Here is a 17951-nt window from a genome sequence, read left to right on the forward strand (position 1 = left end):
CGATAGTACGGAACGGAATCGGGAAATAGGTTCCCGTCAGCGGCGGCGCGTTCAGAGCGAGACCGCGTGCTTGCCGGCGAGCGTGTCCGGCACGGTCAGTTGATAGGTCGTGACCGCGCCCGAACTCGTCGTGATGCGGATAGTGGCCTCCTGTCCGGGGTAGAACCCGCCCGGCGGGTCGGTGTCGCCGACGTACGCGTCGTCGTTGGCATCGTCGGAGATGGCCTCCGCGTCGATGGCTATCTTGAGTCGGTCGCCGGTCTCGTCGAGCAGCGCCGGGTCGTCGTCGGTGAGGCTCACAGCCGAGAACCGCGTCGTGTTGGCGGCTATCTTCGCGGCGTTTTCCTCGCGGTCGAACGGGTCGCGCCACGTCAGGTGCTGGGTCCGGTTGGGTCCGTTCCACGTTATCGTCGCGTCCCTGAGGTCGACGGTGCCAGCCCCCGAACCGCTGGTCACCACGACCTCGGCGTAGTCGACGACGTCCCCACCGCTCTTGTACGTTCCACCCGCCGTGGGGAACCCGAGGTCGGTGAACCCAACCTCGGCGTAGGCGCTCACGACCTGCACGCGGTTCGAGACCTGCGCGGTCGAGTCCTGTCCGGTCTGCTCGGATTTGGACTGGAGGAATCCCGCGGTGTTGACGAGGACCCCGGCCGCGATGGCGGCGACGAGCACCATCGCGATGAACACGACGAGCGTACCGATGCCCACCTGCCCGCGCTCGGACGACGACTCGTCTTCGGACATACTCGCGGACACTCGGTGACGTATATTAGACGTGGCGTCGATTTTCGCTCGTGATAATTCGACGAGCCGGACCCAGCCCGACGATTCCACGTCGGAGTCGGTAGCCGACCGTCACCACGCGTAGTCGTCACGGGGGTCCACGTCGTCGCGCTCGCGGTCGTAGACGCGCTCGCCCTCGACGAACACCTGTCGGGCGTCCGAGTCGAGGTCGAACATCGGCCCGTCCCAGACCACGACGTCGGCGTCCGTGCCCGCCGCGAGCGTGCCCACGCGGTCCTCGATGCCCAGAATCTCGGCCGGGTTGCGAGTGACGGTTCGGAGCGCGACCTCCTCGGGCAGCCCCTCGCGGACCGCCAGCCCAACGCAGACGTCCAGGTGCTCCTGAGGAAGGATGGGTGCGTCGGTCTGGATGGCGACTTTCACGCCGGCGTCGTGGAGGATGCCCGGCGTCTCGAAGGTGATGTTGCGGAGTTCGTACTTGGTGGCCGACGAGATGGAGGGGCCGACCACGGCGGGCACGTCGCGCTCGGCGAACTCGTCTGCGAGGACGTACCCCTCGGTCGCGTGCTCGATGGACAGGGCCTCGATGCCGAACTCGTCGGCGATTCGGAACACCGTGGCGATGTCGTCGGCGCGGTGGGCGTGGACTCGCAGGGGCAACTCGCCCTCGACCACGCGGGCGAGGTTCTCCAGCCCGAGGTCGCGCTCGAACGGCTCGCCCGCCTCGCGGGCCGACGCCCGACGCTCGGCGTAGTCCTCGGCGTCCATCAGCGCCTGCCGGAGCGTGGCGGCCACGCCCGGCCGGGTTGCGGGCTGGCGGTCCTTCTCGTCGCCGTGGAAGCGCTTGGGGTTCTCGCCGAACGCGGCCTTCATGCCGTCCTCCCGGATGAACATCCGGTCGGCCACCTCGCCGTAGGTCTTCATCGAGCAGATGATGCCGCCGATTACGTTCGCGCTTCCCATCCGAGCCGAGACGGTGGTGACCCCGCCCTGAAACGCGTGCTTGAGTTCGTCGTCGCGGGGGTGGAACCCGTCGAGCGCGTTGACGTGCGGGGTCACCGGGTCCGAGACCTCGTTGAAGTCGCCGTCCTCGGGTTCGCCCCACTCGGCCATCCCGGCGTGGCTGTGGGCGTCCACGAGGCCGGGCGTGACGTGTCGACCCCCCGCGTCGAACGTCTCGGCGTCCGGCGGGACGTCTACTTCGCCGTCGGCTCCGACCGCCGCTATCTCCGCGCCGTCGACCAGTACCGTGCCGCCGTCGACGGTCCCGCGCTCGGTCAGCGTGTGGACCGTTCCATTGACAATCGCTCGCACGGGTCGTTCGTGTGACAGCGCGCGCATGAGCATTTCGGTTCGAAACGCCGAATGCGGTCGCTCGCTCGTCGGCGACACGGGACATCCGAGCGAATCCGGGCGTCGTCCCCAACCCGGAAGGTGAATTCTTTAATACCCGGCGCGGAACCGTAGGGGTATGAAGCGAGTCGACGTGGCCATCGTCGGCGGCGGCCCGGCCGGGGCGTCCGCCGCGCGAGCGGCCGCCGAGCAGGGGGCGGACGCGCTCCTCGTCGAGAAGGGCGTCCCGCGGGCCGACCGCGAACAGCTGGGACCGGACTCGACCGACGCGGCGGGGATGCTCGACTACTGGGTCGACATCATGGGCATCCCGTACGAGGAGATCCCCGACGAGGTGGTCCTACAGGAACTCGACCGGACCGAGTTCTTCGGCCCGACCGAGTCGTGTACCCTCGAAGCCACCGGCATCGACTCGTCGTACGACGGGTTCGGGTTCACCTTCCACCGCGCCCGGATGGACGACTGGCTCCGCGAGCGCGCCGAGGCCGCCGGCGCGGAGTACCGCGTGGGGACCGGCGTCACCGACGTCGAGTCCGACCTGTCGGGTTCGCCGACCCACACCCTCCAGCTCGCGGACGGGGAGGACGTGAAAGCCGACTACCTCGTGCTGGCCGACGGCCCACAGCGACAGGTCACGATGCGGGTCCTCGACCGGTTCGCGCCCGACGACCGCCCCGTCTCGGAGGTGCTGGCCCCCAACGAGGCCAACCACATCGCCTACCAGGAGTACCGGGAGTTTCCCGAGGAACTGTTCGACGAGCGGTCGCTCAAGTTCTGGTGGGGGCTGATGCCCGGCGAGACCGCGTACCCGTGGGTGTTCCCCAACGACGGCACGGTCGCGCGCGTCGGCCTCACGATGCCCATCGGGATGGACGTCGACGCCATTCCGAACCGGGAGGACTACGACCTGCTCCGGCCCGAGGACGACCGGATTCCGCGCGGCGGAACCTACATCGAGCGCCTGCTCGAACGCGAGTACGGCGACGAGTACGACCTCTCGGACTTCCCGCTGGTCGAGGGTCGGGGCAAGCGCGGCGGCACCGAGACCTACCCCATCTCCTCGACGCGCCCAATCGAGTCGCCGACCGCCGCGAACGTCGCCGTCGCGGGCGGCGCGATGGGCACCACGTCGGCGTTCCACGAGGGCGGGTACCACGTCGCGGTCCGCACCGGACGCATCGCGGGCGAGCTGGCGGGGAAGGGCCGACTCGACGGCTACAACGACCGGTGGCACGAGGCCATCGGCGACGAGATTCTCCGGAACGTCACCTTTGCGGACATCGTGGCCGACTACGGACCCGACGACTGGGACAAGGCGTTCGCGGTCGCCAGCGACATCCTGGCCGACGAGGGCGAGGGGCGACTGCTGAAGTACCGGGTCTCGTCGGGCATCCGGGGCGCGCGACTGGTCGGCAAGTACAAGATGACCAAGCGCACGTACCGGAACGGCAAGTACGTCCAGTTCCGCGAGGACGAGTACGAGGTCTGAGGCGGCGGTCGTCGCCCCCGGAGGTGTCAGCGGTCGTCTCCCGTGGCGTCAGTCGCCGTTTTCCGTGACGCTCCCTCGCGCGATGCTCGAAGGCGACCTGTGTGCGATGCTCGAAGACTACCTGTATGCGATGCCCGAAGACTCTGTCTGCGTGTTTCGGCGCGCGCGAGCAACGCGCGCGAGGGAGGGGCGCGTTTATGCGCCCCGAGGCTGGGGAGGCGTGAGGCTCCCGCTGTGCGGTCGCGGTGCGGTAACTCATCGGTCGAGGCAGAAGCTAGCGCGGTCTGTTCCTCTCCCTCTCCATACAGGCAGAAGCTAACGCGGTCTGTTCCTCTCCCTCTCCATTCGGGCAGAAGCTAGCGCGGTCTCCCCCCGAACCAGTGCCCTCGCCGAAACCAGAACGTACTCCCCGCTCGAACTCTTCGGGCGGGTGTGGACGATTCGTTGTACCGCGCCGCGATGGACCACCCGACCGTCGTGCGGCTCTACCGGTTCGTGACCGTCGGCGCGTTCGCCGCCGGCATCCAGACGGTACTGCTGTGGCTGCTCGTGGAGTTCGGCGACCTCAACTACCTCGTGGCCGCGACCGCCTCCATCGAGGTGACCATCGTACTCCAGTTTTTCGTGAACAACGCGTGGACGTTCCAGCACGCGGGCCACACCACGCGCTCGGACTTCCTCCTCGGACTCGTGCGGACCAACGTCGTGCGCGGGTCGGCGATTCCGCTACAGGTCGGACTGCTGTGGGCGTTCGTGAACTGGGCGGGGCTGATGTACCTGCTCGCCAACGGCTTCGCCATCTTCATCAGCGGACTCTACCGGTACTATCTGGACTCGCGGTGGACGTGGCAGATTTGAATCGACCGGGACTCCACCTCGCAGTTCGGGACTAGAAGCAGGACTCGTCTATCGTCAGGTCCGGCCCGGAGTGAATCCGGGCGATGACGTTTACGCCGTCGAACGCCGAGTCACACCGTCCCCGCACCGACGTCTCGCGGGTCACGTCGTCGTCGAGCGTCGCTTCGACTCGAAACGTCGGTGCCTCGGGATACGACTCGGTTCGGACGACCGCGTGTATCTGGGTGCCGTCGTTGGGTTCTGCGGCCGCTATCTCGGCGTCCTGTTCGACGAGTCGGTCTCCGGCGTCGTCGAAAACGGACACCGTCACGGAGTGTGACTCCTCGGTGACGTTCATCACGCTGACCTGCAGTGGCTTCGTTCCGTTCGTCCGGAAGCGACTGCACCCGGCGACCGTCACGAGAGTCCCCGAAGCGCCGAGTCGGAGCACCCGTCTCCGCGAGAGCATGCTACGCTTCGTCTTCGAGAAAAGGCAAAAATATTACGTTTCGTCGAGAGGCTCGAGCCGGACCGGAAGCGACCGCGCGTCGCCTACATTCCCTTCCCGAGCAGTTCGCGCGCGATGACGTTCTTCTGAATCTCGGTGGTCCCCTCGTAAATCTGGGTTATCTTGGCGTCGCGGTAGAGGCGCTCGACGTCGAAGTCGTCGACGTAGCCCGCGCCGCCGTGAATCTGGACCGCCTCGTCGGCGCACTCGACCGCCACGCGCGAGGCGAACTCCTTGGCCATCGACGCGAGCTGGGTGAGCTGGTCGTCCTTGTTGTCGATGCTCCACGCCGACTTGTAGGTGAGGTTGCGCGCGGCCTCGGTCTGGGTGTGCATCTCCGCGAGCTTGTGCTGGATGGCCTGGAACTCCGAGATGGAGCGGCCGAACTGCTCGCGGTCCTGGGCGTACTCCAGCGCGCGCTCGCAGGCTCCCTTGGCGATGCCGACGCCCTGGGCGGCCACCATCGTCCGGGTCTCGTCGAAAAACTGCATGAGCTGGAGGAAGCCCATCCCGCGCTGGCCCACCAGATTCTCCTCGGGGACGCGCACGTCGTCGAAGATGAGTTCGGCCGTGTCGCTCGCTCGAATTCCCAGCTTGCCGGTTATCTTCTCGGACTCGAACCCGTCGCGGTCGGCCTCCACCACCAACTGCGAGAACCCGGAGTAGCGGTCCTCGATTTCGGGGTCGGTCTCGGTCATCACGACGAAGTAGTCGCCGACCGACCCGTTGGTAATCCACATCTTGTTGCCGTTGAGCACCCACTCGTCGCCGTCCTTCTCGGCGCGGGTCGACACCGACGAGACGTCCGACCCGGTGTCGGGTTCGCTGATGGCGGTGCCCATGATGGCGTCGCCCTCCGCGACCGGCCGGAGGTACTCCTCCTTTTGCTCCTCGGTGCCGAACTCGCGGATGGCGTCCGCGCCGAACGCCGCCGAAGTTATCGAGAGGCCGATACCCGGGTCGACCGCGAACAGTTCCTCGACCACGAGCGCGGTTTCGAGGGGCGTGTAGCCCGCGCCGCCGTACTCGATAGGGATGTTCGCACCCGTCAGGCCCATCTCGGCGGCCTTGTCCATGAGTTCCCACGGGTACTTCTCCTCGCGGTCGTACTCGCTGGCGACCGGCGCGATCTCGTTCTCGGCGAACCGTCGCACTTCGTCGCGGATGGCCTGCTGTTCGTCGGAGAGTCCGAAGTCCATGCGTCACGATTGCACGCACTCCCGTAAATCCCTTTGTAACCCGGAGTAAACTCGGACGGAGTTTCTAGCCTCGAGAGGGAAACGTTGAAACGCCCGGCAACCGAGGCTTCGAACATGGAAGTCGACGATATCAACACCATCGCGGTTCTCGGAGCCGGTAACATGGGCCACGGCATCGCGGAGGTCGCGGCCCTCGCGGGGTTCGACGTGAACCTCCGGGACATCAACGAGGAGTTCGTCCAGGACGGCTACGACCAGATCGAGTGGAGCCTCGGCAAGCTCGCCGAGAACGACCAAATCGGCGACGACGAGGCCGACGCCGCACTCGACCGGGTCACGCCCCTCGTGGACTTCGAGGCGGCCGTCGAGGACGCCGACTTCGTGGTCGAAGCCGTCCCCGAGAAGATGGAGATAAAGAAGGACGTGTACGGTGAACTGGAGGAGTACGCGCCCGACGAGGCCGTCTTCGCCACCAACACCTCCAGCCTCTCCATCACCGAACTGTCGGAGGTCACCGAGCGCCCCGAGCGGTTCTGCGGGATGCACTTTTTCAACCCGCCGGTCCGGATGCAGCTCGTGGAGGTCATCTCCGGGGCGCACACCGACGACGAGGTGCTGGACCTCACCGAGGACCTCGCGGAAGCGATGGACAAGACGCCGGTCCGCGTCCGGAAGGACAGCCCCGGGTTCGTCGTGAACCGCATCCTCGTCCCGCTGATGAACGAGGCGGCGTGGCTGGTCGAGTCGGGCGAGTACACCGTCGAGCAGGTCGATAGCTCGACCAAGTTCGAACTGGGGCTCCCGATGGGCAGCTTCGAACTCGCCGACCAGGTCGGCATCGACGTGGGCTACCACGTGCTCGACTACATGCACGACGTGCTGGGCGACGCCTACGAGCCCTGCCCGCTCCTCGCCGAGAAGGTCGAAGCCGAGACCCTCGGCAAGAAGACCGGCGAGGGCTTCTACGACTACGACGACGGCGGTGCGGAGGTACCCACCGACGCCGGCGACGAAGCCATCGTCCGCCGCCTGCAAGCGGTGATGGCCAACGAGGTCGCCAAGCTCGTCGGCGGCGACGTGGCCGACCCCGACGCCATCGACGAGGCCGTGATGCTCGGCGCGGGCTTCCCCGACGGCCCGGCCAAGATGGCCGACGACGCCGGCCTCGACTCGCTGGTCGACGAACTCGACGACCGCCACGAGGACACCGGCGCGGCTCGCTACGAGGCCGCCGACTACCTCCGCGAGGCCGCCGAAGACGGCGGTTTCTACGGCGGCGACGGCGACCGCGGTGGGAGCGACCGCTACGACTACGACACCGTCCGGGTCGAGAAGCCCGGCGAGATGGTGGGCAAGGTCGTGCTCGACCGCCCCCACCGGATGAACACGGTCAGCGAGGACCTGCTGGACGAACTCGCCGACGCGGTCGAGACGCTGGCCGACGACGAGGCGGTGCGCGCGCTGCTCGTGGTCGGCGAGGGCGACGACGCCTTCTCGGCGGGCGCGGACGTCCAGAGCATGGCGGCGGGCGGCGGCGACCCCCTGAAAGCGGTCGAACTCTCGAAGAAGGGCCAGGAGACGTTCGGCAAGCTCGAATCCAGCCCGATGCCCGTGGTGGCGGCCGTCGACGGTTACTGTCTGGGCGGCGGGATGGAACTGGCGACCTGCGCGGACCTCCGGGTCGCCAGCGACCGCTCGGAGTTCGGCCAGCCGGAACACGACCTCGGTCTGTTGCCGGGGTGGGGCGGCACTCAACGCCTGAAACACGTCGTCGGCGAGGGCCGCGCCAAGGAGATAATCTTCACTGCCGACCGCTTCGACGCCGAGACGATGGCCGACTACGGCTTCGTCAACGAGGTCGTCTCCGTCGACGAGTTCGAGGACCGCGCCTTCGAGCTGGCGGCCGACCTCGCGGCCGGCCCGCCCGTCGCCCAGCAGTACACCAAGCGCGCGATGCTCGCGGGCCGAGACGACACCGACGCCGGACTGGAAGTCGAGTCCCAGGCGTTCGGCCACCTCATGAACACCGACGACCTGATGGAGGGCGTCACGGCGTTCATGGGCGACGGTGAGCCGGAGTTCGAGGGGAAGTGAGGCCAGTTCGAGCGGACGCGAACTGAGGTCGCCCCGATTCGGCCGCCACCGACCTGAATTTTATAAGCGATGTAGTCACAAGTGACTACCGATGAAGCGATATCGGAATGGCTGGTGGCTCGAAACCAAGTACTGGGAGGAAGGGCTCATCCAGCGCGAGATCGCCGACGAGTGTGGCGTCTCGCCCGCGACAGTCCGGACGTACATGCGGCGATACGACATCCCGACCCGAGAGATTCGCGGGGAGAACCATCCCATGTACGGTCGAGAGCGAAGCGAGGACACGAAGCGGAAAATCTCCGAAACGCTGGCGAACCGCTCGTTCTCCGAGGAAACCCGTCGGCGAATGTCGGAGTCACACACGGACAACGAGATACCGGACGACGTCCGCGAACGAATTGCCGATTCACTGGAAGGAACGACTCGACCGCCGGAGACCCGAAAAAAGATGAGCGAGTCGACAGCAGGTGAAGACAACCCCAACTGGCGCGGCGGTTACAGTCATCGGTACGGTTCGGGATGGTCGATTGCTCGTGAGCGCGTTCGGGAGCGGGACGGCGTGTGCCAGCACTGCGGACACGACGGTAGCAATCGCCGCCTCGAAGTCCACCACGTAATCCCGGTTCGAGTGTTTCGGCAGACTCCGCACCTCGCAGTCGAGGACGCACACGACGAGGACAACCTCGTACTTCTCTGTAAGCGATGTCACGGGAAAGCCGACCACGGGAAAATAGAGTTCGACGCTCCTATCGAGGTCCTGTTCGAGACGTGACGGCGGAAGTCGACTCTTCGGCCGGACCGCGTCACTGGCGTCGGTTGAATTAGTGGGGTTTATAAGCGTCCAGGCCAACTGTCCGAGTACGTCCGGACGCTCCGGATGGCGCGCTCGCTTGGTGTAGCCCGGCCAATCATTCTGGCCTTTCGAGCCAGTGACAGGGGTTCAAATCCCCTAGCGAGCATTCTCAGGCAGTCGCAGTCGAAACCCACGAGTCGTTTCTGCGCCGTCGGCTTCGCGGCCCCGCACCTCAACGACTATAATCGTCGATAGCGTACGGCTAGCGTTCCATGAGCACGCCCGAGCGGAACTTCGAGATAGCGGGGGACGACACGGAGGGCGAGAAGCGCCGCGAGGAGGCCATCGACGGGCTCAGGACCGCCAACGAGTGCGACATGCTGGCCGACCTCGCGCGCGACGACTCGCTGGCCGACCGCTATCGCCGCCAGGCGGTGCGGGCGCTCGGGTCGCCACAGTGTACGGCGATGCTCCGGTCGCTCGTCGACGACCTCGACGACGAGTTGCGCGCGACGGCCGAGCGACTGGCCGAGGAGCGTCGGGACGCCTAGGGTCGCATCACCGGCTGCGCGGGACGAGGGGCTTAACCGCGAGGCCTCCGTACGACCTGCTATGTCATCCATCACGCTCGTCGGAACTCGCCTCGCCGAGACCGGACAGGAGTTCGTCTACCGGGGCGAGGCCCCCGCCTGCGAGGGGTGTCCCTACCGCGACCAGTGTCTCAACCTGCGCGAGGGCGTCCGCTACCGGGTCGAGGACGTGCGCGAGGGCGCACAGACGCTGGCGTGTGGCGTCCACGACACCGGGGTCACGGCGGTCGAGGTCGAACCGGTGGGCGTGACTGCCAACGTTCCCGCGAAGAACGCCTACGCCGGGAGCAAGGCCAGCCTCGCCGGGCCGTGCCCGCACACCGAGTGCCCGAGCCACGAGTACTGCGAGCCCATGGGCGTGGACTTCGACGAGGACCGCCGGATAACCGAAATCAAGGGCGACCCGCCCCACGACTACTGCATGCTGGATAGGGAGCTGACGCTCGTGGAGTTCGGACCGACCCAGGAGTGACGCGGGCCGCTCCCGACCCCACCCGGGGTCTCGTCGACCGAATCCGCCGAGGGCAAGCTTATTTGAGACGGCGGGGACTACCGTAGCCTATGATACCACTCGAAGAGGCCGTGACGGCGCGCCTCGAATCCCACGGCGAGCGGTTCGAGGTGCTGGTCGACCCTGACGCCGCGCTGGCCATCAGGCGCGGCGAGTTCGACGGCGAACTGGAGGACGTCATCGCGGCCGAGGACGTGTTCGAGAACGCGAGCCGCGGCGACCGACCCGCCGAGAGCGCGCTCGAAGAGGTGTTCGAGACGACCGAGCCCCTAGAGATCATCCCGGAGGTCATCGAGCGCGGCGAGATACAGATCACCGCCGAGCAGCGCCGCGAGATGCAAGAACAGAAGCACAGGAATCTGGTCAACCGCATCGCGCGCAACGCGGTCAACCCCCAGATGGACGACGCACCCCACCCGCCCGAGCGCATCGAGTCCGCCCTGGAGGAGACCGACTTCCGCATCGACCCGATGGAACCGGTCGAGCCGCAGGTCGACGACGCGCTCGACGCGCTCAAGCCGGTCATCCCCATCCGGTTCGACGAGGTGACCGTGGCGGTGCAGGTGCCCGCCGACTACGCCGGGAGCGCGCAGGCCAAGATTCGCCAGTTCGGCGACCTCGAGCGCGAGGAGTGGCAGAACGACGGCTCGTGGGTCGGGGTGCTCACCTTCCCGGCGGGGATGCAAAACGACTTCTACGACCTCGTGAACGAACACACGAGCGGCGAGGCCGAGACCCAGATAATCAAAGACGAGGACGAAATTCAGACGCGCTGACGCTCCGAGAGCCAGCGCCGAACTATCCCTTCTTGAAGCCGACCATGAAGCCGCCGGTGAAGCCCGCGCCGATGGACAGCGTCGAGAGGATGCTGCTCACCCACGAGGGCGGCGTACTCCCTTGCGCGACTTCGCCGGTCTGGAGGATGCCGGCGCTCAGCCGGTCCCAGTCGACCGACAGGATGCCCCGCGATTCGAGGAACTTGAACAGCGCGAGTTCGAGACCGACCAGCACGGCGATGACCTTCGCGACCTTCTTGGCCGCAAACCCCATCACGGCACCGATGACCGCGCCCGTCCCGAGTTCGAGGCCGAGTTGCTGTGGATCTAGACCTACGTCCATGGACGAATCTCCCTCATTGAGACATTAAGACTCTTGTGGTCAGGTCGGCGGCGTGCGCTCGGTAGGGACGAAGCGGCCGGAATCACAGCGCTTGTCGCCGACTGCGACCGACGTGACGACAGAGGAAGGCTACTCGGAAGCCGGAGTCGCGTAGGGCGCTCGTAACCGCCGGCAAACGGCGTATAACTAACTCTTAACGTGTCCACTATCCGATAATGCCAGACGGAGCGCAGACGGACGACGCGTGTCCGAACTGCGGGTCTCCCGCCGTGCGTCCGCTTCGCGCGATGGAACACGAGTCGTGCGGAGCCATCAAACCGGTGTCGGCGTTCGTCACCGACGACGGCGTGGTCTGTCCCGAATGCGAGACGGCGTGCGAGGACGTCGAATACGTCGCCCGAGGCTCGCCCTCGACGTGTGCGAAGTGCGGGTACAACTTCGCGGGAGGTGAGCGACCCGACGCGGAGGACGCGGGCGAAGCCGACGGGACCGACGACCGGCTTGCGAGCGTCCGCGACCGCATCGCGGCGGCCGACCAGTCGGCCCGCCAGTCGCGCTGGCCGAGGCGGGTGCTGGTCGTCGCCGTCCTCTTTCTCGCCGTCTCGGTGTCGGCCGTGGGGGTGTTCGGGACGGCCGCCGTCACCGACCGTGCGGACGGGTCGGCGAACAGCACCGCGACCGACTACCGGACTATCGTCGTCTTCCGGAACGACGACGTGCAACCGAACTACCGCTCGGACCAGATGCGTGCAGTCGACCGCGTGTTCGTCGAGGAAGGCGTGCCGGTAACGCAGGGCGTCGTCCCCGCCATCGGCGACGAACGACTCGACCCGGAGGGGGAATTCTGTCGGTACCTGCGGACACAGATGCGCCAGCATCCGAACACGTTCGAGTACGCGCTCCACGGCTACACCCACGAGCGACGGTCGGAGTTCCACGGCGGTAGCGAGTTCGGCGGCGTCGCTCCGGACCGCCAGCGCGAACTCCTCGCGGAGGGGACGAGGGCGCTCGAATCTTGCGTCGACCGAACGCCGGCGACGTTCGTGCCGCCGTTCGACACGTACGACGACGAGACCGCGAGCGCGCTCGCGGCCCGGAACTACACCGTCGTCTCCGGCGGCGGCTGGTTCGCGGCCGAGTACTACGACGAGACGGGGCCGTTCGAGGACGGCGGTGTCGTCCACCTGCCCAACGCACAGTCGTTCGTGAAAAACTGGACGACAAACGAGTTTCACGACCAGCGACATCTCGAACGCCAATTCGACGAGGCGTATCGGAACGGCGAGGTGTACGTCCAGATGCTCCACTATCCGACGTTCACCGACGAGGCAAAGCGCGACCGGCTCCGCGGACTCATCCACCACATGCAATCGAAGGAGGACGTAGCGTTCATGACGGTCGGCGAGTTCGCTCGGAAGTACCGGGACGGACGACTGACTCGGACTGCCGAGGGGTGGCGCGTCGAGGCGACCGGCGACGACTCCGAACCCGCGTCCCAGCGCGTCGCAGACGCCGGACGGCACTTGTGGGAGCGACTCACGTCACACTCGATGCCGGGGGCGCGGTGATGGCGTCGCGGCTCTCCGCCCGGGACCCCGGCTCGATACTCGTCTGTCTGGTGACGCTCGGCGCGTACCTGCTGCTCGTGGACGCGATGGACCGGCGGACGCTCTACGCACTCGGGTCGTACGCGGCGGTCGTCGCGGCGTACCTCGGCTGGTCGTACGTCGTCGTCGAGTACCGGCCGGCGTATCGACACGTCTGCTCGCCGAAGACGCTCTGCGTCGCGCTTGCCGTCTGTACTGTCTCGGTCCTCGCGCTCGGGTGGATGCCGCGCTCGCCGGTCGCGTTCGTCCAGTTGGCGGCCATCGCGCTCGTGTTCACCTACTGGTTCGTCATGCTCGCGGCGCTCTCCCACGCGTCGAGCGCGCGGAGCGAGTTCGAATCCGCGTCGGAGTATCCGCCGATTACGGTACTCGTTCCGGCGTACAACGAGGAGGGATACGTGGGCCGAACCGTCGCCAGCCTCCTCGACGCCGACTATCCCGACGGGAAGAAACGAATCGTAGTCGTCGACGACGGAAGCACCGACCGTACCTACGAGGAGGCCCGGCAGTACGAGTCCGAGAGGGTCACCGTAGTCAGGAAGAAAAACGGCGGGAAGTACGCCGCGCTCAACTACGGACTGTTGTTCGCGGACACCGAGATAATCGTCACGGTGGACGCCGACAGCGTGGTCGACGCCGACGCGCTCCGGAAAATCGTCGCCCCGTTCGAGGTCGAGCCGAACATCGGTGCCGTCGCCAGCAACGTCAAACTGTTCAACCGGGACTCGTTCGTGACGAAGTGCCAGACGCTCGAATACGTCTTCGGCATCAACATCTACCGGCGGCTCTTCGACTACGTCGGCGCGGTCCCCATCGTTCCTGGCTGTCTCGGCGCGTATCGTCGCCGTGCGCTCGACGACGTCCTCGGATACGACCCGCACACCTTGACCGAGGACTACGACACGACGATGAAGCTGCTGAAGCAGGGGTACGAGGTCCGATTCAGCGAGGCGGTCGTGTACACCGAGGGTCCCGACACGTGGCGGGACCTCTACGAGCAACGATTGCGGTGGTATCGCGGAAACGTGATGACCGTCAAAAAACACCTGTTCGACGGAGTGAACCCCGATAACCGCTATCTCCGGCGGATACATCTGCCGCTGGCGCTCGTCACGATGGGGTTCATGCCCGTGGCGAGTTGGCTGATTCTGGGCGTCGTCGCCTATCTCGCGGTGACGACCGGCCTGCTCGCGGTCCTGTGGGTGTTCGCGCTCTTCGTCTCTATCGTCGCCCTCGTGAACCTCCTCGCTATCAGAATCGAGGGTGAGAGCCCTCGATACGTCCTCTACTCGCCGTTTTTCGTCGTCGGATACAAGCACTTCCACGACCTCGTGATGGTCAAAAGCGTCCTCGACGTGTTGAGAGACCGCGAACTGACGTGGACGAGTGCGACGCGGGCGGACCAGCGCGAGACGACGGTGGCCGAGTCCCGGTCGGACTGACGGTCGACTCCGCTCCCGTGCGTGGCGTGACCTCTCCGGGCCATGACTCGCGGCGGTTGATTCAAATGGGCCGAACTCGTACGCCGGAACATGGGCACCGCGGCCGGCCGAACCGAGGTGAAGGCCCGGCGAGGCTAGCGTCGTCGGGGTGGACGTCAGCGGTCGCCACGAGGAGTCGGGCGAGTACCTCATGGTGGCGGCGGCGGTCCACGCCGGAGTCGACGCCAACCGACTCGACTCCGTTCGCGGGATGGGCTTTGCCACCAGTCGGAACCCGCCGACGTTCGAGCACGCGGCCGGAGTCGTCGCCGACGCCGTCGACGGCCTCCCGGAACCACCCGACTGCCCGGTGGTCGCCGAGCGCGGGGAGTTCTACGAGGAGCCCGCGATTCGGGTCGAGCAGTTCCTCGGCCCGAGTTTCAAGTACGTCGAGAGTATAGCCGAACGGGAGACCGTGCAGGCTGCACACCACGCCGCGTACGCCGCCCGCAAACTGTTCCTATGAGAGCGATAATCGCGAAACGAGTCGACGACGGCACGCCAGACACCGAGGAGATCGAGGACCTCGCCCGCGCGGCGGGCTACGAGGTCGCGGGAGTGTTCACCCAGTCCCGCACTGAGGACCCGGCCACGCAGGTCGGCGAGGGCAAGGCCGCCGAGATCGGCCGAGCCGTCGCCGAGACCGGGGCGGGAGTGGTCGTGTTCGACAACGAACTCGGCCCGTACCAGACGTTCAACCTCGGCCAGCAGATGCCCGAGGATACTCGCGTCATCGACCGCTTCCGGCTCATCCTCGAGATATTCGGCCAGCGCGCGCGGACGCGGAAAGCGCAACTGCAGGTCGAGTTGGCCGAACTCAGGTACGAGCTCCCGCGGGCGGAGGCCAAGACGAGCCTCGCCAAGCGCGACGAGCGGCCGGGGTTCATGGGACTTGGCGAGTACGACGAGAGCCGCGAGCAGGACATCAAGGACCAGATTAGCCGCATCGAGGAGGAACTCGACGCCATCGCGCGGACCGAGGCCGACCGCCGGGACCGCCGGCGCGAGTCGGGGTTCGACCTCGTGGCGATGGCTGGCTACACCAACGCCGGCAAGTCGACGCTGATGCAGAGCCTCGCGGCCGACCTCGAACTTGGCGAGAACGAGGAGTTGCACCCCGACCTCGACACGACGGCCGAGGCACAGGACCGCCTCTTTACGACCCTGGGCACCACCACCCGAAAGATGGACGTCGAGCGCCGGGACGTGTTGCTCACCGACACGGTCGGGTTCATCAGCGACCTGCCCCACTGGCTGGTCGAGTCGTTCAAGTCCACGCTCGACGCGGTGTACTACGCCGACCTCGTGTTGCTGGTGGTCGACGTGAGCGAGCCCATCGACGAGATTCGCGAGAAGCTGGTCACCTCCCACGACACCCTCTACGAGCGCAACGAGGCCCCCATCGTGACGGTGCTGAACAAGATCGACGCCGTGAGCGAGCGGGAACTCCGCGAGAAGACCGAGGCGCTGTCGGCGCTGGCCCCGAACCCCATCGCGGTGTCGGGGAAAGAACAGCTGAATCTGGCGGGCCTGCGGGCGCGCATCGACGACGAACTCCCCGACTGGGAGCGCGAGAAGCTGGTCCTGCCGATGACCGACGACACCATGAGCGTGGTGTCGTGGATTCACGACCACGCCCGCGTCGACGACGTGACCTACGGCGACAGCGAGGTGGTCGTCGACTTCGAGGCCCGGCCCGCCATCGTCGAGCAGTCCCGCGCCAAGGCCGGGGAGTTGGCGAGCGCGGCGTCGGCCTGACGACCGCCCGATTTTTGTCGCTTTCGTCCGCGTCGAACTGACGCGTAGCTATAATTGCGGATTCGATGTATCCGGCCCATGGCGGTCATCGAGACCGAGAGGCTCACCAAGCGGTTCGGAGACGTGACGGCGGTCGAGGACCTCGACCTCACCGTCGAGGCCGGGGAGGTGTTCGGCTTTCTGGGACCGAACGGCGCGGGCAAGTCCACCACCATCGACGTATTGCTCGACTTCGTGCGGCCGAGTTCGGGGTCGGCGACCGTGCTGGGCCGGGACGCGCAGGCCGAGTCGACAGCGATTCGCCGGCGCGTGGGCGTCCTGCCCGAGGGGTACGGCCTGTACGATCGCCTCTCGGGCCGCAAGCACGTCGAGTTCATGGTCGACTCGAAGCGCGCCGACGACGACCCCGAGCGCGTGCTTGACCTCGTGGGACTCGACGCAGAGGACGCCGACCGCGCGGTCGGGGGTTACTCGAAGGGGATGGCTCAGCGACTCGTCCTCGGGATGGCGCTGGTCGGCGACCCCGACCTGTTGATTCTGGACGAACCATCGAGCGGGCTCGACCCCAACGGGGCGCGCGAGGTCCGCCGAATCGTCCGCGACCTCGCCGACGGCGGGACGACGGTGTTCTTCTCCAGCCACGTCCTCGGGCAGGTCGAGGCGGTCTGCGACCGCGTGGGCATCATGCGCGCCGGGCGACTCGTCGCGGTCGACACCATCGAGGGACTGCGCGAGTCGGTCGGGAGCGGGTCGACCGTCGAACTCGTGGTCGACCGGGTTCCGGAGGGAATCGAAGCGCTCGAAATCGAGGGCGTCAGCGAGGTGACCGCACTCGACGGTCGAATCCGGGCGACCTGTCTCGAACCGGAGGCGAAGCTGGCCGTCCTCGACCGGGTCCGGGCGGAGGGAGCGACGGTCCGGGACCTCACGACCCGCGAGTCGTCGTTAGAGGACCTGTTCACGACGTACACCACCGAGCGAGCCACGGAAGCAGTCGGCGGGGAGGGTCGGCGATGAGTTGGGTCGCCGTCGCACGCAAGGACTTCGCGGACGCGGTCCGGTCGCGGATGTTGTGGGGCATCGTCGGCATATTCGCACTGTTGCTCGGCGTGGCCACGCTCGCCCCCGAACTGATAGGCATCGGCGGGCCGGTGCTGGGCTACAGTTTCGCCGCCGACCTCGCGACGACGCTGGTGCCAATCACGGCGCTGGTCGCGGCCTACCTCGCGGTCGCGGGCGAGCGCGAGTCGGGGAGCATCAAGATTCTGCTCGGCGCGCCCCACTCGCGGGCGGACGTGACCGTCGGGAAACTGGTCGGGCGGTCGGCCGTGGTCGTCGCGGGGATTCTGGCGGGGTTTCTGGTGGCCGGCGGGGTCGCGCTCGTGGTCTACGGCGAACTCGCTGTGGCCGAACTGGCGTCGGTCGCGGTGCTGACGGCGGCGCTCGGAGTGGCGTTCGTCGGCCTCGCGGTCGGCATCTCGGCCGCGACCGCGACCCGCTCGCGGGCCATGTCGCTCGCGGTCGGGGCGTTCTTCGTGTTCGCGCTGCTGTGGGACCTCGCCATGCTGGCGATAACCTACCTCCGGACCGGGAACCTGCCGACGCCCGGCGCGTCGGTGCCCGCGTGGCAGTTGCTGGTCGAGCGACTCAACCCCTCGCGGGCGTTCGGCCAACTCGTCGACGCCGCCCTCTCGGGGGCCGACCTCCCCGGTGCGGGTGGTGGCGGCCCGGCCGCGCTGACGGGCGGGGTCTCCGGACCGACCCCGTTCTACCTCGAAGACTGGTTCATGGTGGTCGTTCTGGTCGCGTGGACCGTGATTCCCGTGGTGCTGGGTCACCTGCGCTTCCGCGACGCCGACCTGTAG

18 protein-coding genes and 1 tRNA gene are annotated in these 17951 nt (G+C 67.0%); 14 read left to right on the top strand and 5 right to left on the bottom strand.

Annotated features, from left to right (window positions below; genetic code table 11):
• Nucleotides 1-51: 51 nt before the first annotated feature.
• Together EPL03_RS15215 and EPL03_RS15220 are read right to left on the bottom strand one after the other, a co-directional pair.
• The gene (locus EPL03_RS15215) at nucleotides 52-747 is read right to left on the bottom strand and encodes an archaellin/type IV pilin N-terminal domain-containing protein (protein WP_135830187.1); all 696 of its coding nucleotides are present in this window, start codon (nucleotides 745-747) and stop codon (nucleotides 52-54) included.
• 111 nt (nucleotides 748-858) lie between these two features.
• Nucleotides 859-2061 carry an amidohydrolase gene (locus tag EPL03_RS15220; protein ID WP_135830188.1) on the bottom strand — a complete coding sequence of 401 codons (1203 nt, stop codon included), beginning with the start codon at nucleotides 2059-2061 and terminating at the stop codon, nucleotides 859-861.
• A 157-nt stretch (nucleotides 2062-2218) separates the two neighbouring features.
• Here EPL03_RS15220 and EPL03_RS15225 point away from each other — a divergent pair, with 157 nt between their 5' ends.
• Both EPL03_RS15225 and EPL03_RS15230 read left to right on the top strand, forming a co-directional pair.
• Complete coding sequence (locus tag EPL03_RS15225; protein WP_135830189.1) at nucleotides 2219-3589, top strand: NAD(P)/FAD-dependent oxidoreductase; 1371 nt, start codon at nucleotides 2219-2221, stop codon at nucleotides 3587-3589.
• Nucleotides 3590-4048: 459 nt separating this feature from the next.
• Nucleotides 4049-4447, top strand: a complete 399-nt coding sequence (locus tag EPL03_RS15230) for a GtrA family protein (RefSeq protein WP_135830347.1) — start codon at nucleotides 4049-4051, stop codon at nucleotides 4445-4447.
• Nucleotides 4448-4478: 31 nt separating this feature from the next.
• Here the strand turns inward: EPL03_RS15230 and EPL03_RS15235 are convergent, their stop codons facing one another.
• Nucleotides 4479-4895, bottom strand: a complete 417-nt coding sequence (locus EPL03_RS15235; RefSeq protein ID WP_135830190.1) for a hypothetical protein — start codon at nucleotides 4893-4895, stop codon at nucleotides 4479-4481.
• A gap of 83 nt (nucleotides 4896-4978) precedes the next feature.
• The gene (locus tag EPL03_RS15240) at nucleotides 4979-6133 is read right to left on the bottom strand and encodes an acyl-CoA dehydrogenase family protein (protein WP_135830191.1); all 1155 of its coding nucleotides are present in this window, start codon (nucleotides 6131-6133) and stop codon (nucleotides 4979-4981) included.
• A 114-nt stretch (nucleotides 6134-6247) separates the two neighbouring features.
• Between EPL03_RS15240 and EPL03_RS15245 the strand changes: the two genes are divergently transcribed.
• From EPL03_RS15245 to EPL03_RS15270, 6 genes are all read left to right on the top strand, one after another.
• Entirely contained in the window at nucleotides 6248-8227 is a 1980-nt protein-coding gene (locus EPL03_RS15245) for a 3-hydroxyacyl-CoA dehydrogenase/enoyl-CoA hydratase family protein (RefSeq protein WP_135830192.1), read from the top strand.
• A gap of 91 nt (nucleotides 8228-8318) precedes the next feature.
• The gene (locus tag EPL03_RS15250; RefSeq protein WP_135830193.1) at nucleotides 8319-8999 is read left to right on the top strand and encodes an NUMOD3 domain-containing DNA-binding protein; all 681 of its coding nucleotides are present in this window, start codon (nucleotides 8319-8321) and stop codon (nucleotides 8997-8999) included.
• Nucleotides 9000-9111: 112 nt separating this feature from the next.
• Nucleotides 9112-9186 (top strand) — tRNA-Glu (locus tag EPL03_RS15255).
• Nucleotides 9187-9292: 106 nt separating this feature from the next.
• Complete coding sequence (locus tag EPL03_RS15260; RefSeq protein ID WP_135830194.1) at nucleotides 9293-9571, top strand: hypothetical protein; 279 nt, start codon at nucleotides 9293-9295, stop codon at nucleotides 9569-9571.
• A 61-nt stretch (nucleotides 9572-9632) separates the two neighbouring features.
• A complete protein-coding gene (locus EPL03_RS15265) occupies nucleotides 9633-10082 on the top strand; it encodes a UPF0179 family protein (protein WP_135830195.1) in 450 nt (149 codons plus the stop codon).
• An 89-nt stretch (nucleotides 10083-10171) separates the two neighbouring features.
• On the top strand, nucleotides 10172-10897 hold the full coding sequence (locus EPL03_RS15270) for a ribosome assembly factor SBDS (protein ID WP_135830196.1): 726 nt from the start codon (nucleotides 10172-10174) through the stop codon (nucleotides 10895-10897).
• Between the two features lie 22 nt (nucleotides 10898-10919).
• Here EPL03_RS15270 and EPL03_RS15275 read toward each other — a convergent pair whose 3' ends face one another.
• Nucleotides 10920-11240: an FUN14 domain-containing protein gene (locus tag EPL03_RS15275; protein ID WP_135830197.1), complete on the bottom strand. Its 321-nt coding sequence runs from the start codon at nucleotides 11238-11240 to the stop codon at nucleotides 10920-10922.
• A gap of 215 nt (nucleotides 11241-11455) precedes the next feature.
• On the opposite strand from EPL03_RS15275, the gene EPL03_RS15280 reads away from it, so the two are divergent.
• From EPL03_RS15280 to EPL03_RS15305, 6 genes are all read left to right on the top strand, one after another.
• On the top strand, nucleotides 11456-12808 hold the full coding sequence (locus EPL03_RS15280) for a DUF2334 domain-containing protein (protein ID WP_135830198.1): 1353 nt from the start codon (nucleotides 11456-11458) through the stop codon (nucleotides 12806-12808).
• Complete coding sequence (locus tag EPL03_RS15285; protein WP_135830199.1) at nucleotides 12808-14289, top strand: glycosyltransferase family 2 protein; 1482 nt, start codon at nucleotides 12808-12810, stop codon at nucleotides 14287-14289. The genes EPL03_RS15280 and EPL03_RS15285 overlap by 1 nt, the downstream gene beginning before the upstream one ends.
• A gap of 148 nt (nucleotides 14290-14437) precedes the next feature.
• Nucleotides 14438-14794, top strand: coding sequence for a DUF2209 family protein (locus EPL03_RS15290; protein WP_135830200.1), 357 nt, complete (start codon nucleotides 14438-14440; stop codon nucleotides 14792-14794).
• Nucleotides 14791-16086 (top strand): GTPase HflX, encoded by a 1296-nt coding sequence (gene hflX / locus EPL03_RS15295; protein WP_135830201.1) that lies wholly within the window; start codon nucleotides 14791-14793, stop codon nucleotides 16084-16086. Before EPL03_RS15290 ends, hflX begins: the two co-directional genes overlap by 4 nt.
• Before the next feature lie 78 nt (nucleotides 16087-16164).
• Nucleotides 16165-17103, top strand: coding sequence for an ABC transporter ATP-binding protein (locus EPL03_RS15300; RefSeq protein ID WP_135830202.1), 939 nt, complete (start codon nucleotides 16165-16167; stop codon nucleotides 17101-17103).
• The gene (locus EPL03_RS15305; protein WP_135830203.1) at nucleotides 17100-17951 is read left to right on the top strand and encodes an ABC transporter permease subunit; all 852 of its coding nucleotides are present in this window, start codon (nucleotides 17100-17102) and stop codon (nucleotides 17949-17951) included. Before EPL03_RS15300 ends, EPL03_RS15305 begins: the two co-directional genes overlap by 4 nt.

It is taken from the genome of Halorussus halobius (assembly GCF_004765805.1).
Lineage (GTDB): Archaea > Halobacteriota > Halobacteria > Halobacteriales > Haladaptataceae > Halorussus > Halorussus halobius.

Excerpts from the sequence above, each read along its gene's own strand:
- EPL03_RS15215 (WP_135830187.1), bottom strand. The coding sequence starts at position 747 with ATGTCCGAAGACGAGTCGTCGTCCGAGCGCGGGCAGGTGGGCATCGGT.
- EPL03_RS15225 (WP_135830189.1), top strand. The coding sequence starts at position 2,219 with ATGAAGCGAGTCGACGTGGCCATCGTCGGCGGCGGCCCGGCCGGGGCG.
- EPL03_RS15230 (WP_135830347.1), top strand. The coding sequence starts at position 4,049 with ATGGACCACCCGACCGTCGTGCGGCTCTACCGGTTCGTGACCGTCGGC.
- EPL03_RS15235 (WP_135830190.1), bottom strand. The coding sequence starts at position 4,895 with ATGCTCTCGCGGAGACGGGTGCTCCGACTCGGCGCTTCGGGGACTCTC.
- EPL03_RS15240 (WP_135830191.1), bottom strand. The coding sequence starts at position 6,133 with ATGGACTTCGGACTCTCCGACGAACAGCAGGCCATCCGCGACGAAGTG.
- EPL03_RS15245 (WP_135830192.1), top strand. The coding sequence starts at position 6,248 with ATGGAAGTCGACGATATCAACACCATCGCGGTTCTCGGAGCCGGTAAC.
- EPL03_RS15250 (WP_135830193.1), top strand. The coding sequence starts at position 8,319 with ATGAAGCGATATCGGAATGGCTGGTGGCTCGAAACCAAGTACTGGGAG.
- EPL03_RS15260 (WP_135830194.1), top strand. The coding sequence starts at position 9,293 with ATGAGCACGCCCGAGCGGAACTTCGAGATAGCGGGGGACGACACGGAG.
- EPL03_RS15265 (WP_135830195.1), top strand. The coding sequence starts at position 9,633 with ATGTCATCCATCACGCTCGTCGGAACTCGCCTCGCCGAGACCGGACAG.
- EPL03_RS15270 (WP_135830196.1), top strand. The coding sequence starts at position 10,172 with ATGATACCACTCGAAGAGGCCGTGACGGCGCGCCTCGAATCCCACGGC.
- EPL03_RS15275 (WP_135830197.1), bottom strand. The coding sequence starts at position 11,240 with ATGGACGTAGGTCTAGATCCACAGCAACTCGGCCTCGAACTCGGGACG.
- EPL03_RS15280 (WP_135830198.1), top strand. The coding sequence starts at position 11,456 with ATGCCAGACGGAGCGCAGACGGACGACGCGTGTCCGAACTGCGGGTCT.
- EPL03_RS15285 (WP_135830199.1), top strand. The coding sequence starts at position 12,808 with ATGGCGTCGCGGCTCTCCGCCCGGGACCCCGGCTCGATACTCGTCTGT.
- hflX (WP_135830201.1), top strand. The coding sequence starts at position 14,791 with ATGAGAGCGATAATCGCGAAACGAGTCGACGACGGCACGCCAGACACC.
- EPL03_RS15300 (WP_135830202.1), top strand. The coding sequence starts at position 16,165 with ATGGCGGTCATCGAGACCGAGAGGCTCACCAAGCGGTTCGGAGACGTG.
- EPL03_RS15305 (WP_135830203.1), top strand. The coding sequence starts at position 17,100 with ATGAGTTGGGTCGCCGTCGCACGCAAGGACTTCGCGGACGCGGTCCGG.